Raw genomic sequence first — 15,786 nt, 5'->3', positions numbered from 1 at the left:
CAAGTGTTAAACTAATGAGCCGCTTTTATGTAAAGCGGCTTTCTTTATTTTTGAGGCTCTAAATCGTCTACATGAAAAAAATAGTAATGCGGTCTGTTCGCGCCGCCCTTCAATTAATTCCCAAAACTCTGAAAGACAAGCTTAAACAAAACGAGCGTTTAACTGGTTTGTATGTAAGGTCGGTAAGAAAATCTGGGCTATTTTTCGATGCTCCAACGCCTAAACAAACGCAGGCGCTATATAATCACTGGCTTGAAGTGAACGAATCTGCTTTTTCAAAGTCAGCAGGCAAGATCGATGGATGGCAAGCTATAGTATTTGGCACCGAGGGCCAAGGCGTAACTAAAGAAAAGCTTAAGGCGCTTGGTGTTAAAACTTGCTTTATTACGGGCGATATAGATAAAAGCACGTTAGAAGAGAATATTGCTAGACTGGATGACCAAGTTCCTACGTTATTACTTAACGGTGGTGATTCATTACAGGAAGTTGCTATTGGCCACCTATGTGATGCTTTGCAAAAAAGCGACTTAGTATATTGTGATACGGATGAACTTGATATTAATGGGGCTAAATCATCACCAAGATTCTTACCCGATTGGAACCCTGAGCTTCAATTCTCTACCGCTTATATCAATACTGGGGTAATGATTAAAGCAGCGCTGCTCAAGTCGCTACACATTACTAACCAAACAACAATTGCAGAAATAGTTACAGAGCTTTCCCTCACTACCCAAAGTTTGGCTATTGATCATTTGCCGCTGCCCTTGGTGCGCCAATCACCAGTTAAAAAAGGTGAGTCAAACACGCTAGAGCGCGTTAAAACAGTGATAGAAAAACATACAAACGCGAAAGTCGAACTAGACGAGCAATTTAGCGTAAACCGGGTATGCTGGCCTAATAGTGATCCCTTGGTAAGCTTGATCATTCCTACAAAAAATGGGAAAGCCTTGGTGAAAGCATGTATTGAGTCAATCCTAGAGAAAACCATCTACCATAATTACGAAATATTGCTGATTGATAACGGCTCTGATGAACAGGAAAGTATTGAGTATTTTAGCTATTTAAACACATTGGAAAAAGTAAAGGTTATTCGTTATCCAGCGCCATTTAATTACTCTGCAATTAATAACTTCGGTGTAGAACATGCAAAAGGTTCCATTCTTGGTTTAGTAAATAATGATATTGAGGTTATATCGCCTGATTGGCTAACATATATGGTTGGTCACGTTGAGCGGGAAAGCGTTGGCTGTGTTGGTGCAAAGTTGCTTTATTCCGATACGCGTATCCAGCACGCTGGTGTTGTTTTAGGATACGGCGGTGGTGCTGGGCATGCTCACAAAAACTTTCCGCGCTTTCATACTGGTTACTTAAAAAGAATCGTCGCTACAAACAACTATAGTGCGGTAACCGCAGCGTGCTTATTAGTTAAACGCACGGATTTTGATGCCGTAAACGGTTTGAATGAAAAAGACCTTTCTGTTGCCTTTAACGATGTGGATTTTTGTTTAAAGGTTAAGGGCTTAGGCGTTAATAATGTTTACTGTGCAGAAGCAGAGCTTTTCCATCATGAATCGGTTAGTCGAGGCTTAGATATTTCACCTGAAAAAGCGGCTCGTTTTAATCGCGAATTAGCTTACCTTCAAACAACGTGGAGCGACTTCATAGCAAATGATCCAGCTTACAATCCGAATCTAACGCTAAAGCGTGAGAACTTTTCGATAAGAAGCGCAGTAGAATTGAAAGAGTGTCACATAAGGCATAATTGATGCATACTGCATCAAACAGAGCTTTAATACACTATTAAGAGAATTAGGCGAGTTAGCCGTAGTATTCATTATTGTTTAAAATTACTATGCAATGATAGTAATAAAGCTTTAGTAAATTATTTGTACAAAACTGGAGAGGATTTAAATGGATAGTACTATGCAGAAGCTTAAAATAGCTGTAGCAGGCACAGGCTATGTAGGGCTTTCAAATGCAGTGCTACTTGCACAACACAATGAAGTGAAAGCGGTCGACTTAGTACCTGAAAAAGTCGAGATGCTTAACAACAAAAAGTCTCCAATTGAAGACAAAGAAATAGCCGAGTATTTAACAACGAAAGAGTTGAACCTTGTAGCAACGCTTGATGCGCAAGAAGCATATAAAGATGCTGACTATGTGGTAATTGCAACACCAACAGACTACGACCCGCAAACGAATTACTTCAATACTGGTAGTGTAGAAGCGGTAATCAAAACCGTGATGGAAGTTAACCCTGATGCGGTAATGGTTGTAAAATCGACCGTACCGGTAGGGTTTACCAAAGACGCAAAAGCCCGTTTTGGTTCTGACAATATTATCTTTTCGCCTGAATTTTTGCGTGAAGGGAAAGCACTTTACGACAACCTTTACCCAAGCCGTATTATCGTAGGTGAGCGTAGTGAGCGCGCGGAAGTTTTCGCAAAGCTGCTTCAGCAAGGTGCAATAAAAGAGAACATCGATGTTTTATTCACCGACAGTACAGAGGCAGAAGCTATCAAACTTTTCGCCAACACTTACTTGGCAATGCGTGTAGCGTACTTTAACGAACTAGATAGCTATGCAGAGCGTAATGGCTTAGACACTAAACAAATCATCGAAGGTGTCGGTTTAGACCCTCGTATTGGTAATCACTACAACAACCCAAGTTTTGGTTACGGTGGTTATTGCTTACCAAAAGATACCAAACAGTTACTAGCTAACTACAGTGAAGTACCTAACAATATGATTCAGGCCATTGTAGATGCTAACCGTACGCGTAAAGATTTTATCGCTGATTCAATTGTAAGCCGTGGCCCCAAAATTGTGGGTATCTATCGCCTTATCATGAAGTCTGGTTCTGATAACTTCCGAGCAAGTGCTATTCAAGGCATCATGAAGCGTATAAAAGCGAAAGGTATTGAAGTCGTAGTCTATGAACCAGTACTTAAGGAAGACGAGTTCTTCCGCTCTCGTGTGGTAAACGATTTAGAGGAGTTTAAGAAAATTTCTGACGTAATCGTAGCAAACCGTGTTACGGGCGATATCGAAGATGTACTAGATAAAGTATACAGCCGCGACTTGTTCAACGCTGATTAACCCAAGTTTGGGGTCAGAGTACATTTTTCCATGTAAATCAAAAAAGCCAGGTTCATAACCTGGCTTTTCTTAGTTAGACAAACTGCCTTACACTGCGTTTATATATCAGAACGCCCATATCTATCTGAGAAACGAACGATATCGTCTTCCCCTAGGTAAGCTCCAGATTGTACTTCAATTAGTTCTAGTGGAATCTTTCCTGGGTTTTCTAATGCATGAACCGCCCCAATAGGAATATAAACAGACTCATTCTCCGTTAGCATTTGCGTTTCATCGCCTATTGTCACATTAGCTGTACCTGATACTACAACCCAGTGTTCAGCTCTATGATGATGCATTTGAACTGATAGTTTTTCACCTGGCTTCACGGTAATACGCTTAACTTTAAAGCGTCCACCATTGTCTATTGAATCGTAACTTCCCCAAGGTCTGTAAACTTCGCGGTGAAACTCAAATTCAGGGCGCTTTTCAGCTTTCAAACGGTTCACAACGGTTTTGATGTGTTCTGCGTTTTTCTTATTCGCCACCATAACAGCATCTTTGGTTTCAACTACAACCACGTCTTCCAGACCAATAACTGCAACCAAGCTGTGCTCGGCGTTCACATAGCTGTTGGTGGTGCCTTCTAATAAGGTGTCGCCAGTAGTTACATTGCCATTCGCGTCCTTCTCTCCCGTCTCCCAGAGAGACGACCAACTGCCTACATCAGACCAACCTGCATCTAGTGTTACCATCGCAGCTTCGGAAGTTTTTTCCATCACTGCATAATCGATAGAATCACTTGGGCATGAAGCAAAAATGTCTTTGTCTACACGAACAAAGTCGAGATCTTTTTCGGTTTTTTCAATCGCCTTTTTACATACCGAATATATGTCAGGTGCGTGCACTTCCAGCGCCTTTAAAAATGCACTGGCTTTAAACATAAACATGCCGCTATTCCAAAAATACTCACCTGAACTTACGTATTGTGTTGCGGTAGGCATATCTGGCTTTTCAACAAATTCACTTACATCGAAGCCAATATTCAGCTTGTTTCCGGCTTTTATATAGCCGTAACCAGTATGAGGCTGAGTGGGGACAATACCGAAAGTAACTAACTTATCTTGTTCAGCTAGAGCCTGGGCTTCTTTAATTTTGGTACGAAACGTATCGCTATCTTTTATTAAGTGATCGGCGGCTAATACCAAAAGAACAGGATCATCCCCGTTTTCGCAAGCTTGAAATGCAGCAAGTGCAATAGCAGGAGCGGTATTGCGACCAACTGGCTCTAAAAGAATGTCGCTGTTATCGACACTTATTTGTCGCATTTGCTCGGCAACAAGAAAACGATGCTCTTCGTTACAGATAATAGAAGGTGGCAAAGACTCTATGCCATTGAGTCTCAGTACAGTGTCTTGAATCATCGTTTTGTCAGAAGTAAGAGACAGGAACTGTTTTGGTAAAGCGGCGCGAGACTTTGGCCATAAGCGGCTTCCGGTACCACCTGCAAGAATGACTGGCTTCATTTGAATTCCCTAGTTTTCAAATACATTTTATGCATCCAGTATACTGAGTTATGGGCGAGATAAAAATATTTCGACGTGGCTTTAATCGTTAGCCAAAAAAAAGAGCATTTAATTTTCTACTAGTTATCTTAATTATTGCTTAACAATAGGTTATATTCAGCCAGATAAATTCGAAGTCTCATAGTAAATTACTCTAAATACAAGGACGTTCAAAATGAACAAAAGCATTATTGCTATTGCCGTTAGTTCAACTCTTCTTGCTGCCTGTGGCGGTTCCGACGACAACAACCAACTACCAGTGCTGGTCGCTGACTCCGCGGTTACACTCAATGGTGACGCAGTATCTATTGATGCACTTGCGAATGATGCCGATCCTGACGGCGATGCTTTAACTATATCGGCAGTTGGAGTGCCAGATGTCGGTGAAGCCGCTATCATCAATAATGAGATAGTGTACACACCTACAGCGTTGGCGATGGGCGAAGTCAGTTTTTCATACGATGTAACTGACGGTGAAAACACAGTAAGTTCAACGATTACAATCACGAATCAACAGTCTGTTTCTATTTCGAGTATTGCAACCGATGCGCCTTTAGCGAATGCAGAGGTGAGCGCGCTCGATGCAGGTGGAAATGTAATTGCTTCCGTGCAGGCCGGCGCGGATGGTCGATTCACGCTTCCTATTACTGTAAGTGCTGCGCCCGGCGATTTAATTCTTAATGCAGTGGGCACGGAAGAACAAGCCCATGTAACGCTATCATCGCGAGTCGGTGACTTCACTACGATGCGTAACCTTAGCATCGAAAATAATACCGATGAACTTAACAGCGATCTATTTCCTGCAGGCAAAATAACTCATTTAAGTACGGCTTTGGATGTACTCTATTCGGAGTATAAAGAGAACGGCGGCGAGGGAAGCTTCGATACGTTTGCAAGTGAAGTGGACTTCGAAAAGGTTTTAGGATTGGCCAGCTTCATAAAAGTTCTTGCTGATAATAGCGAGTTCTCGGTTCCTGAAAGTATGAGCACCTTGTCGTTTTTTACTGGAAGCCTAGTCGATGCGCTAAGCACCATCCGAAAGTATGTTGATAGCATGGGACTGTTAAACGAAGACGGTACTTATGACGAGGCTTATGTGGAAGCAATTAATGCTGCCCGAGCAGAAACTCTCGAAGATGAATCGTTACAGCAAAATTTCGTAAATGCCGACATTGCGGGTGCGGTTTTTGCGACTTACTACCATTCAGAGCAGCAAGCTGGCAAGGGCATGACAGCGTATACGTTCAACGCGGACGGTAGCGGCGCAAAAACGTCTGCGGAAAATGCATTTAATATTTATTCAGATGAATTTAACTGGAGTGTTGTAGACGGAAACTTAGTTATTGATGAGCTTGATGAATCACTCATAGCTTATTTTGTGTTTCTTGACGAAGAAATCTATGATCGATTTGATGAAGAAACAGCTTCGGAGATTCTTAGTTATGTTCATGAATATGGCATTGAGTATTGGAAAACAGAGCGAACCACAGTGGGCGAGCGTATAGAATTGCTAACACAATCCGGCGGTCACGCACTTGCTGTGTTAACAACTACCACTGAGCTTTCCATCACACCGATGGATGACATACAAGATAAACCAACTTTTACTACCACCTACGAAACTACCAGCGACGTTAAGTACACCGACACCACAGCATCTACGTTTACCGTAACCGAGGAAGACCTGCTTGCATCACCTTGGGTATTTGCTTATCAGGGAAGTTATACGTATGACAAAGACTACTTAAATGAAGATGAGCGTACTGAAGTTGGTATTTTGAACGACCAGTTCACATTTAAAGATGATAATACCTTTACGTCTCTTGTTTTTGATGTGCAAGGAACATGGCAGCTAAATGATGGTGTTATAGACATTGAATTGGAAGATATGTCTTTCACAGTTACGCCCTTTAAAGCGCAGAATAATTTCGTGCTGGCGCTTTATGAATTTGACAATGATGGCGTAGCGATTAAATACACTGGCGATATGCACGCCATAGACTATGAGTTGGCCGAAGACTTCAGCATAGAGAGCTCATTACCTAATGTTTGGATGTCTTCTTACAATGAAGCACTTTTCGTAGACGGTGTACCGTTACCCGATGACTTATTTGCTTATTACTTTTACGCGGACGGTACGGCTGGGAGAATTTATTCCCATATGGAAGAGCCATACTTTGTAGGAGATCGTGAACTTTATAACTTCCAATGGACCGCAGACGACAACGAGGTCAACATCATTGGGTTACGCGAAAGTAACGCGTTTACTTTCAACAGAGAATACACTTGGAAATTACTGGGCTCAAAGCAAGAAGGTGTTGTTACAATACTTGAAATGCAGGCTAATAAGGTTGCTTATAATGATGAGTATACTGATTCTGACGATTTTGTTTTCAACATACTCCCTCGTTTGAGTTTCACCTTTAAATTGAACCTTGAAGAACAATATCCTGAATTTTGGGAAAATACAGACGTAGGTAGTTTAAGCGCGCCTGAAAGCCCAGCTGGCATTGCTCTGTCGTTTTCTTCGGAGTTGATAGCTCGATAGTTCAGTGAAGTAATGGCGCTAGTGCATTAAAGCTAGCGCCAACGCTTTTCAGTTACCGGAAACACCGACACAACCATCACTTTAAAGCGTTAATCAATCTAACCCCGTAAGCGGGAAAGTGTTCATCTTTCGTTAGTATTTGCAATCCTTCAGCTTGAGCTTGAGCAATCAGCATTCTGTCAAATGGATCGCGGTGGTGCATTGGCAACCTCCCCGCTTGCTGGCCGTGAAATAAATTGATAGGTAAGGCACTAAAACCTAACTCTTCGATAACCGACTCAATATCATCTGGTGCCGTAAGTTTTCCCAATTGCTGCTTTATCGACATTTCCCAAACAGACGCGGCGCTGATATAAATGTCGTTTTCAGTATTAGAGATATGCTTTTGAGCGTTATGACCTAATTGCTCATCTCCACTCATCCACCAAACTAAAACGTGGGTATCTAGTAAGATTCTTTTCATTACAAACCGAACATATTTGCTATATCTTCGTTAACCTCTTTTGAGTCGAAGTCTTCAGTAGCATGAACTTGGCCTTTGAATTGCCCAAAAGTTCGTTTTTTTGCTGTTTTATACGGCACTAGCTTCACTGCTGGTTTTCCCGACTTGGCAATAACTACTTCTTCACCGGCCTCTGCCCGTTCGACGAGCTGGGATAACTTGCTTTTTGCTTCATGCATATTGGCTTGCATTTAGAATTCCTTATGGGCTTAGCTAAACTTAGCTATAATAATAGTTTGAAAAAGCAACAGTTGCAATCGCGTCTTCTACTCAGTTCATATCTAACGCTTGTAACTCTAAAACCTGACAAGCAGCCAAAGCAAATACCTACCGTGTCAATGCTACGGTCCCCTTGAGCATTAAAGATCATTCACAAAAAACTTCCCAAATCCCAAAATCCAAAATAGAATCCGCACCAATTCAACCCCTGCCATTAAGCCTCAAGCTTACGCACACCCGGCGGGGAAGAAGCATGCTTTAAAATATTGGGGTCAGAGTACATTTCTTCCTCCAGTACGATCTGTCAATTTGGTTACCAAAATCAATAATCAGAATGTTGAGTTCATGCTACCTATTACATTACACCAGCATGATCATGTATTTGTTTTAGTTTGCTTTTATTAGCGGAGTCGTTATGAATAGGCTGCGTGAGCTGTCCAGTCAAGTGATGGATGTTTACCAATCTCTTTCCCAAGAATTCAGTGCATATCAATCTAGCCAGTCACTAAACTGTGTTGAGAAATGTGGTGCATGTTGCAATAACCCCGACATTGAAGTGTCGCCATTGGAGATGCTGCCTTTAGCACTTCATCTGTTTGATACAGGACGGGCTGAACAGGCGTTTGACGAGCTAGACAGCTACAGCGGCTTCGCCTGTAAACAATATCAACGCTTAAGTTTGGACGGTAAAGAAGGCTACTGCGGAATTTACGAATACCGACCTGGCATTTGCCGTATGTTCGGTGCAGCAGGTTATAAAACCAAATCTGGCGAAGCCACACTTTCGGTGTGTAAACCAATTAAGCAAGCTGTACCAGAGAAGTATGCGGCCGCGCTGATTGCTATACAGCCTCAGCATTTAGATATCTTAGAAAAGCGATTAGTGGATGATATTGCCGCAAATAGTGAGGTTCGAGTTACATCGACAAAGCCGCCAATGATCGCAGAAGGCAGACAAAAACTTGCTCAATTAGATTATGAATTGGGGGAAAGGCTTATGCCTATAAATGACGCACTACGTTTTGTGTTAGAAAAAATTCTAACACTGAGTTTTTATGCTCAAGATATAGATGGTGGTGTTGCTGCTTAAATTAAGTGGGGGCAGAAAATGTACTCTGACCTCCACCATTAAGTGCACTACGTTAGAATTCCGCGAGCGGCTTCTACGATTGCCTCACTAATAGTGTAGTCAGCACGGCTTTTGCCAGTAATGGCATAGTATCTCTCATTTAGTGTGCTTGCGTTACCAATACAGTGCACGTCATATTGCTCTTCTACGTGCTTTGAAATTGCCGATGGTGCGCAGAAAACACCGAAGTCTTCGCTGCCAAAAAGCTTAAGCAAAGCAGTATCGTCAAATTCAGCTACAACTTTGGGGTACAGCTGTTCTGTCTCAAGCCAACTTGTAAGTGCTTGCCGTATTCCTGAAGTATTACCCTGAATTAGCAACGGCATTTGATTTAAACACTCTGGAAAAGTCTGTTCTTCAGTAAGCGGTGCTCTAGCAAAGAAGCTCAACGAACTTTCGCCCAAGAAAAAACTATTGGCGCTTATTTGTGTACCAGGGGCTATGCCTCTGTCTGCTAGAATGAAATCGATGGCGTTAATGGCGAGCTCTTTCAACAGACCGTCGAAGCTATCCTCTTTTATCACGTATTTAACCTGTGAAAACCTACGCATGGTGGCATGCACAAAGTCGTAAAAAAGCACTTTTGGAATACCATTAGTAATACCTATCACAAATTCTTTCGTATTCACTTCATCGCTATTGTTAAGTATTTCAGCTAGTTGATTGCCTTTATGAAATATTTCGCTGGCATACTGATAACTTACTTTACCTCGCGCGTTCAGGTATAGGCGCTTATTTATTCTATCAAAGAGAGAATAACCTAGCTGATTTTCGAAGGTGCTTAGTTGCCCGCTTACGGTTTGCGGGGTAACGTGGAGTAATTTAGCGGCTTTCGCAATGCTACCCTCACGGGCAACAAGATAGAAATAATATAAATGATGGTAGTTTAGGTGATGCATACTTTAACAAGCTACTCGACTATTAAGGTATTAGGGGCAAGAAATGTACTCTGACCCCATTTTTTTCGATGAACTATTAAGAATATAACAGATTTATTCTAACTAACTATTGCAATACACTATCTAGCGTTGTTTTTGTACGATTAAAAACGGCGCGTCACTGATTTTTAAGCTAGCGGTATAATTGAAGACATAACTATGGCTAAACCAATTGATTTACGTAAAACGCGAAAGACCTTATTTTCGCTATTGAAACCAGAGGCTGGCTTTTTTTGGGTTGCTATCGCATACGGCGTAGCAATAAGTTTAATGACCCTTGCGGTACCTATAGCGGTTCAAACGCTGATTAACAGTATCGCCAATATCGGTTCAACTCGGGCAGTTATCATATTGGCCGTCATTCTATTTCTTACTTTATTTATATCTGGCGTATTTAGCGCGCTTCGTATGCGAGTGATGGAGTTCTACGAGCGTAAAGTGTACGCTCGACTCACCGCAGACTTAGGGTTAAAAACTATTCTCGCGCCCCACAGTTTTTTTGAAGGTCGACAAAACGTTAGCATTACACAGCGCTACTTCGACATAATGACTTTTCAAAAGAATATGCCGTCTTTAATGATTGATGGTTTCGCGCTTGTACTACAGATGCTGGTAGGTTTCACACTAGTATCATTCTACCACCCAGCGCTTTTCGCGTTTAATGTGGTGCTTTTACTTACCATGTATGCGGTTTGGAAAATTTGGGGGCGTGGTGCTAAGCGCACGGCTATTGAATTGTCTAACGCGAAATACGATTCTGCAAAGTGGCTACACGATATTGCAATTGCTCACGAATTCTTTAAGTCAGCTGATCATGTTGAATACGCAGGGCGCAGCACCGAAGGTTATATCAGTAACTATGTGAAAAAGCACAAAAGCCACTTTCACTACACCTTTTCGCAGGTGGTTATGTTTCTATTGATGTATGCCGTGGCGAGTGCTTCGCTACTTGGTATCGGTGGTGTTCTGGTTGTACAAGGCGAGCTTTCTATCGGTCAGCTAGTGGCTGCTGAGCTTGTGATGTCTGCTGTTTTCTTTGGGCTGTCTCGCTTTACCCAATATTTAAAACTTTACTATGAGTTATATGGCGCTGCCGAGAAGCTGGGTGGCGCTCTTGACATGCCGCAGGAAGAGCTCAATACGTCGGAACATATACCAGCTTCTTCTAAATTGGTGTTTAACGATGTTGAACTTAAACATGGTAATGATGCGTGCCACCTCAATGTTATCTTCGAACCTGGCACTAAGTATTTTGTTACTACTGATAAAAGTTGGGTACAGAAGCAGCTGCTAGGATTGTTGAAGCAATATGACCGCGTTAAATCGGGCGACATCTTGTTAGGAGAACTTAGTCTAAACGATTACGACACCCATGAGTTACGGCAGGCCGTTACCATTCTAGATCGTTCTTTAATTATCGAAGTTTCTGTAGAGCGCTACTTAAAATTGGCACATCCTCAGGCAACCATCGCGGATATTCGCGCTGCGCTTGAGGAAGTAGAAATGACCAAAGTGATAGATAGTTTACCAGAGGGTTTGCAGACTAAAGTATCCGTATTAGGGGCACCGCTGCAGCCATTGGAGTTTTTGTTGCTTAAACTTGCCGCCGCAATCATTGGTAAACCAAAGCTGCTCATTTTGAATCAGCACTTCGACGCAATACCGGTAGAGTTGAGGGCGCGACTTCTGCGACGCTTAAGTAAATATGATTTTACCGTCATGTATTTTACCAATATGCCACTGCCAGATTGTTTCGAAGGTGTGTTGCATCTGCACGATAACGCAACGGCAATGTTAAATGAGTATTCAAATGGTGAGTCACCGATTAGTGCTGCTAACGCAAGTGAGAGCAACACGGCTTCAAAGAACAATAAGGAGGGTGAGTAAGTGAATCACGCAGAACGTCGCTTTTTAGACAACATCACTTCATTGCCTTCATTGAAAGTGCCAAAGCTTCATCGTGTAATTACCGGAGTTATCATCTTCTTGGTGTTGGCAGCTGGATTAATTTTGTATTTCACACCATGGATCCAAACGGCTTATGGCACCGGTATGGTCGACTCGCTCGATCCTAAAGACAGAACCCAACCGATAAATGCGTTAGTTGATGGACAAGTAAAGCAGTGGCACGTAAGGGAAGGTCAACAAATAAAAGCCGGCGAGCCAATCGTTACGTTAATCGATATTGATGCGCAGCGACTTGAGAAGCTGCGATCTCAGCTTTCAGCAGCGAACTTAAAGAATCAAGCTAATGAAACAGCAGTAAGAAATGCTGAGAACAACCTGGCGCGTCAACAGTCTCTGCAAGAGCAAGGGCTGGTTTCACGCAAAGAAGTAGAACAGGCCGAGATAAAAGTGCAGGAACTGCGAGCAAAAGCTGCCGCCTCTGTTTCGGAAATTAATGAAGTAAGCATGATTTTATCTCGTCAGTCGACGCAAACTAAATATGCACCCGTTGATGGTACGGTTGTTCGGTTGCTATCAGGCGGTGTGTCAACGTTCGTAAAGTCGGGTGATATTCTTGGGCAGTTTATTCCAGCAGATGCGAAACGCAGCGTTCGCGTTACCGTGAGAGGGTTAGACGCACCGCTGGTTAAGCCTGGTGCAAAGGCGCGTTTGCAGTTTGATGGCTGGCCTGTTTTTCAGTTTAGCGGATGGCCGGGTAGTGCAATAGGTACCTTTGGTGGTGAAGTAGTGTATGTAGAGCCTGTTGCTAATGCTACTGGCGATTTTAACGTGTGGATTAGACCTGACGAGTCTGATATTCCTTGGCCAGCAGAAAGTTCTGCGCGTTTGGGAAGCCGGGTTAAAGCGTGGGTGTTATTAGAAGAGGTGCGTCTAGGTTACGAGATGTGGCGACAGTTGAACAACTTCCCGCCATTGCCAACGCAAGAGCCTACTACCGGTGGAGCCAAGGGGGCTGGGGCATCAATATGGTAATTCGAAGGTTTACATTAGCAGTGCTTGCAACGGTTGCGGTTATTAGCACTCATGTTTCTGATGCAGCAGCGCAAAACAAAAATACTAGGCAAGCACCATCAATCGATGCACTTATCCAGAGTATGGTGAACTATCATCCCTACGTTAGGGCGATAAATGAAGGAAACTATCAAGCTGCAGCCGAGTTAGAAATAGCAAGAAGCAGTTTTGATCCGTTTATAGAGCAGAAAACCAGTAGCCGCGTTAGCGGATATTACGATGGTACTAATTTAACGCAGCGCTTTTCTAATCCGTTCGAAGACTTTAATGGCTCAGTTTATACCGAGTACCGTATATCGGACGGTGATTTCCCGGTGTACGAAGCCGATTACGAAACCTTGTCTGGCGGCGAGGCAAGTGTGGGCATTGCCATCTCTCTACTTAAAAATAGAGAACTGGATAAGCGTAGAACGGAGTTAGCCAATGCAGGGCTAGCGACTTCACAATGGCAAGCGTTAGCGACAAGTTTAATTAATGACTTTGTTTACAAGGGGATTAGTGAATATGTTGCGTGGTACGAAAGCGCATTGCAGGTTAATGCCGTTACAGAGTTGCTAAACACCGCAACAGAACGTGAAAGAGCGTTGGTGACCCGCGTACAGAAGGGAGATTTAGCCAATGTTGTGCTGACAGAATTTAAAGCCAACATTTTGCAACAGCGCCTTTTGCTTGCCGAGCTTAAGCAAAAGCGAGACGCACATGCTCAAATGCTTTCTTTTTATTGGCGTTCACCTAAGGGAGATATGTTGATAGTAGATGAAGCGAACCCGCCGAAAGATATCAACTGGCCTTTCTGGGTTGGTAACGGTCAGCTTATGACTCTTCGCAATGCCCTTCGTAATCACCCTGAACTTGATGTGATGAAATTAGAACAGCAGGTGGTAAATAACAAGGCTGCGCTGGCTAGTAACGCGTTATTGCCGAAGTTAGATTTAAAAGCATCGGTTGCAAGAGATATAGGTTCTGGTCCGTCAAATTTAGACGGTACCGAAACAAAAGTAGGTCTGTCGTTTTCCTACCCTTTAGGAAACAGGAAGGCGAAAGCTGAACAAGCCCAATTACAGTCAAAGCAAAGAGAGCTAGAGCACAAGCTAACCTCTACTGAGCAAGCGATAACTCAGCGTTTTGAACAAGCGCTAGTTTATTGGGGGCAGGCGAAAGACATTGTTGCTCTTCAAAGTGAAAATGCGGCGCTAGCGAAAACCCTTTCTAAAGTAGAAAAAACACGTTTCGATGCAGGTGACAGTGATATGTTCGTGTTAAATGCCCGCGCACAAAATGAAATTAAGGCCCAAATAAAAGAGATAAAAGCGAAAGTGGACTTACTAAAGGCAGAACTAACCCTTTATAAAGAAGCCGCTATGTTGCATTCCTTTAACAACTGAGCTCTTTTGAAAACATCAAGTTTAATTGTGAAGTAGGCTTGATTGCTATCGCTTGCTGCTTGTTGTTAAAAAGCAGGTAAGGGTTGAAGATACTAGTACAGCTATAAACAAAAACGGCGTATTGAGTAAATCAATACGCCGTTTTTTTTAAAATCAATTAGTAGGGGGTTAATTGCCCAGTGCACTATTAAAGTCGTCTTCGCTTAGTCCGGCAGACATAGCGTATTCTTTTAACTTATCCTGAGATACACCCGCGTGTTGCGCAGTATTTAAAATACGCATTACTTGTTCACGCTGCTGCGCAGACTCTCTCACTGCCGTTTCAACTACCGTTTCTGCTTCGTTAGGAAACACGGCCAGAAGCGCATCCACTACATACTCACCAACAAAAGGAACAGCATTCAATGCGCTTGTCATGATATCGACAATCTTATTTGGATGTTCTTGCGATAATGTCTGAACAATACTGTCTGCTGCGTCAGGTTGAGTAAGCACGGCAACGCGTACAATCTCATCTAGCTCTTCAGGTGTTGAAACCGCAGCAGCCTGCACAACAAAGTCGACATAAGTCGGCTCTGCTTTTATCGCTAACTGAACAATGTTAGGGCAGCTACTTACTTCTTTCTCAATAGCCAGCTGTACAATCTCTTCAGTAGACGCAGGTTGTGCAGAGATAGCAGCAAAAATGATCTCTCTGTATTTGTCTGGATAGGTATCTAAAGCAATATCCACAATAGACACAATCTCTTGCGGATAATGACCAGCGATCGAACTGATTGCTCGGCCAACCGACATAGTTTGGTTTACTTGACGTCTTAAGAAGGCGGTTTGAAAATGATTTGACTCGTCAGCACTTTCTATATTCGCTGACGCGGGTGGCTGAACAGCATCATTTGAGGATACTTCTTGTGCCATTGCTGTATGACTAACATGAGTTGCTAGTATTGCCGCAGACAGCAGTGTAAGAGTTCGTAACATAAACCCACCTTTATAATTATTGCGTAGTCAATTTCTGACACCACCAGTATTAATACATTTATAAAGAACACAAAGCATAGGTCATTTACGCTTATATACATTCTTATACGTATTCCTTTACGCAAGCCTTAATATCTATCGCTAATATTAAGCATTAATATAATAACGGCAGGATCAAATACTACTTTAAGAACTACTACTTTATAGGATCTGAATTCCTATCCTATTAGTAATTAGTCCATATTGTCTACTAATTATCACATTTGAGCGAAAAATAGACGGTTAGTTCAGTTTTTTCAACTTTTTCAAAATAAGTGTTGACGTGAGCGCTCATTTCCCTAAAATGCGCATCCGCTTCGGGGGAAAAGCAAAACAGCAAGCCTTCTGAAGTAAGTCTCTACTACCTTTATAGGCCAGTAAAGACGGGAGTTTAGAAGAAACGCTTCAGAAAATAAATTTTCAAAA

Annotated in this window: 12 protein-coding genes; 7 read left to right on the top strand and 5 right to left on the bottom strand. The window is 42.5% G+C overall.

From position 1 onward, the window contains the following. Positions 1-71 precede the first annotated feature (71 nt). Together AC0J2X_RS09340 and AC0J2X_RS09335 are read left to right on the top strand one after the other, a co-directional pair. Positions 72-1,766 carry a glycosyltransferase family 2 protein gene (locus AC0J2X_RS09340; RefSeq protein WP_472995969.1) on the top strand — a complete coding sequence of 565 codons (1,695 nt, stop codon included), beginning with the start codon at positions 72-74 and terminating at the stop codon, positions 1,764-1,766. A 145-nt stretch (positions 1,767-1,911) separates the two neighbouring features. Further along, positions 1,912-3,099: a nucleotide sugar dehydrogenase gene (locus AC0J2X_RS09335; RefSeq protein WP_472995968.1), complete on the top strand. Its 1,188-nt coding sequence runs from the start codon at positions 1,912-1,914 to the stop codon at positions 3,097-3,099. A gap of 98 nt (positions 3,100-3,197) precedes the next feature. Here the strand turns inward: AC0J2X_RS09335 and AC0J2X_RS09330 are convergent, their stop codons facing one another. Next, the gene (locus AC0J2X_RS09330; RefSeq protein WP_472995967.1) at positions 3,198-4,604 is read right to left on the bottom strand and encodes a mannose-1-phosphate guanylyltransferase/mannose-6-phosphate isomerase; all 1,407 of its coding nucleotides are present in this window, start codon (positions 4,602-4,604) and stop codon (positions 3,198-3,200) included. Positions 4,605-4,818: 214 nt separating this feature from the next. Here AC0J2X_RS09330 and AC0J2X_RS09325 point away from each other — a divergent pair, with 214 nt between their 5' ends. After that, positions 4,819-7,191, top strand: coding sequence for an Ig-like domain-containing protein (locus AC0J2X_RS09325; protein WP_342318026.1), 2,373 nt, complete (start codon positions 4,819-4,821; stop codon positions 7,189-7,191). Positions 7,192-7,267: 76 nt separating this feature from the next. Here AC0J2X_RS09325 and AC0J2X_RS09320 read toward each other — a convergent pair whose 3' ends face one another. After that, entirely contained in the window at positions 7,268-7,654 is a 387-nt protein-coding gene (locus tag AC0J2X_RS09320; protein WP_342318027.1) for a type II toxin-antitoxin system VapC family toxin, read from the bottom strand. Continuing rightward, entirely contained in the window at positions 7,654-7,884 is a 231-nt protein-coding gene (locus AC0J2X_RS09315) for a type II toxin-antitoxin system Phd/YefM family antitoxin (protein WP_156078875.1), read from the bottom strand. The genes AC0J2X_RS09320 and AC0J2X_RS09315 overlap by 1 nt, the downstream gene beginning before the upstream one ends. Before the next feature lie 443 nt (positions 7,885-8,327). Here AC0J2X_RS09315 and AC0J2X_RS09310 point away from each other — a divergent pair, with 443 nt between their 5' ends. Further along, positions 8,328-9,002, top strand: a complete 675-nt coding sequence (locus tag AC0J2X_RS09310; protein ID WP_342318028.1) for a YkgJ family cysteine cluster protein — start codon at positions 8,328-8,330, stop codon at positions 9,000-9,002. Between the two features lie 47 nt (positions 9,003-9,049). Here the strand turns inward: AC0J2X_RS09310 and AC0J2X_RS09305 are convergent, their stop codons facing one another. After that, on the bottom strand, positions 9,050-9,940 hold the full coding sequence (locus AC0J2X_RS09305; protein WP_342318029.1) for a LysR family transcriptional regulator: 891 nt from the start codon (positions 9,938-9,940) through the stop codon (positions 9,050-9,052). Positions 9,941-10,138: 198 nt separating this feature from the next. On the opposite strand from AC0J2X_RS09305, the gene AC0J2X_RS09300 reads away from it, so the two are divergent. Genes AC0J2X_RS09300 through AC0J2X_RS09290 form a run of 3 tightly spaced genes read left to right on the top strand, consistent with a single transcriptional unit; the run spans position 10,139 to position 14,343 of the window. Next, positions 10,139-11,866, top strand: a complete 1,728-nt coding sequence (locus AC0J2X_RS09300; protein ID WP_472995966.1) for an ABC transporter transmembrane domain-containing protein — start codon at positions 10,139-10,141, stop codon at positions 11,864-11,866. Then, on the top strand, positions 11,867-12,919 hold the full coding sequence (locus tag AC0J2X_RS09295; RefSeq protein WP_014977505.1) for an HlyD family secretion protein: 1,053 nt from the start codon (positions 11,867-11,869) through the stop codon (positions 12,917-12,919). Next, positions 12,832-14,343: a TolC family protein gene (locus AC0J2X_RS09290; RefSeq protein WP_472995965.1), complete on the top strand. Its 1,512-nt coding sequence runs from the start codon at positions 12,832-12,834 to the stop codon at positions 14,341-14,343. The genes AC0J2X_RS09295 and AC0J2X_RS09290 overlap by 88 nt, the downstream gene beginning before the upstream one ends. Before the next feature lie 168 nt (positions 14,344-14,511). Here AC0J2X_RS09290 and AC0J2X_RS09285 read toward each other — a convergent pair whose 3' ends face one another. Further along, entirely contained in the window at positions 14,512-15,321 is an 810-nt protein-coding gene (locus AC0J2X_RS09285; RefSeq protein WP_101565996.1) for a hypothetical protein, read from the bottom strand. Between the last annotated feature and the right edge of the window lie 465 nt (positions 15,322-15,786).

It is taken from the genome of Alteromonas sp. R7, assembly GCF_055755235.1.
Note: the sequence above shows the minus strand (reverse complement) of the source record. Positions and strands in the feature narration are given on the sequence as shown.